At 67.4% G+C, this 1,228-nt stretch carries 1 protein-coding gene; it reads left to right on the top strand.

The window, feature by feature from the left end:
- Positions 1-1,228 (top strand): IS3 family transposase gene (locus tag ACYVKX_RS23305; RefSeq protein WP_460836104.1). Its coding sequence is split into 2 segments (ribosomal slippage), with 1,229 coding nucleotides annotated over them: positions 1-261 and positions 261-1,228; the frame shifts between segments, so codons are not numbered across the junction. This gene is flagged as partial in the annotation.

The raw sequence follows: 1,228 nt of genomic DNA, 5'->3' as shown, positions 1-1,228 counted from the left end.
TCGATCCCGCGGTCAAGGCGCGGTGCGTGCGGCAGGTGTTGGATCACCTGGCCGAGTACCCGTCGATGACCGCGGCTGCTGAGGCCGTCGCGCGACGCGAGGGGCTGGGCAAGGAGACCGTTCGTCGCTGGGCGGTCCAGGCCCAGATCGACGGCGGTCAACGCCAAGGCGCGACGAGTGAGGAACTGGCTGAGATCCGCGACCTGAAGGCGAAGGTGCGCCGGCTCGAGGAGGACAACGAGATCCTGCGCAGGGCCTCAATTTTCTTCGCGGGGGAACTCGACCCCCGCAATCGCTGATCGTCGCCTTCATCGACGAGCTGCGTACCGAGGGCCACGCGGTCGAGTCGATCTGTCGGGTACTGCGCGAGCAGGGCTGCCAGGTCGCCGCGAGGTCCTATCGGCAATGGGCGCGCACCAACGCCCAGCCCGCTGCGCGCACCATCAGCGACGCGATGGTCACCAACACCGTGCGCGACATCGTGTGGCAGGTCGACCACCAAGGCGTGCGCAGGATGACCCCCGAGGGGCTCTACGGGCGCCGGAAGATGACCGCGATCGTGCGCAGACACAGCCCCTGGGTATCGCCGGGGTCGGTGGATCGGGCGATGCGCTCCCTTGGCCTGCAAGGGGTTCGACGCTCCAAGGGCATCCGGACCACCATCCCGGGCAAGGACGGCAACCGTGCCGGTGACCTGCTGGACCGCGACTTCACCGCCGTGGCACCGAACCGGACCTGGGTCATGGACTTCACCTACGTCCGCACCTGGGCCGGGTTCGTCTACGTCGCGTTCATCCTCGACGTCTTCGCCCAACGGATCGTGGCGTGGAACATCGCCTCGACCAAGGCCGTCGAGCTCGTCGACACCCCGCTGCGCATGGCGCTGTGGCAGCGCGGACGCGAAGGCAACCCCGTGGTCCCAGGTGAGCTGATCGGTCACGCGGACGCCGGGTCCCAGTACACCGCCATCGCGTTCACCGAGCACCTCGCCGCCGAGGGGATCCGGCCCTCGATCGGGTCAGTGGCAGATGCGTATGACAACGCGCTGATGGAGTGCGTGATCGGGCTCTACAAGACCGAGTGCATCCAGACCACGATCTTCCACACCGGCCCCTACCGCACCCTCGGAGACGTCGAGTATGCCACCGCCGGCTGGGTCGATTGGTACAACAACAGACGCCTCCACTCGACCCTTGGGATGATGACCCCCGTGGAGTTCGAGCAGGCC

The organism is Nocardioides hungaricus (genome assembly GCF_054782915.1).
This window is presented reverse-complemented; position numbering and strand designations above follow the sequence as displayed.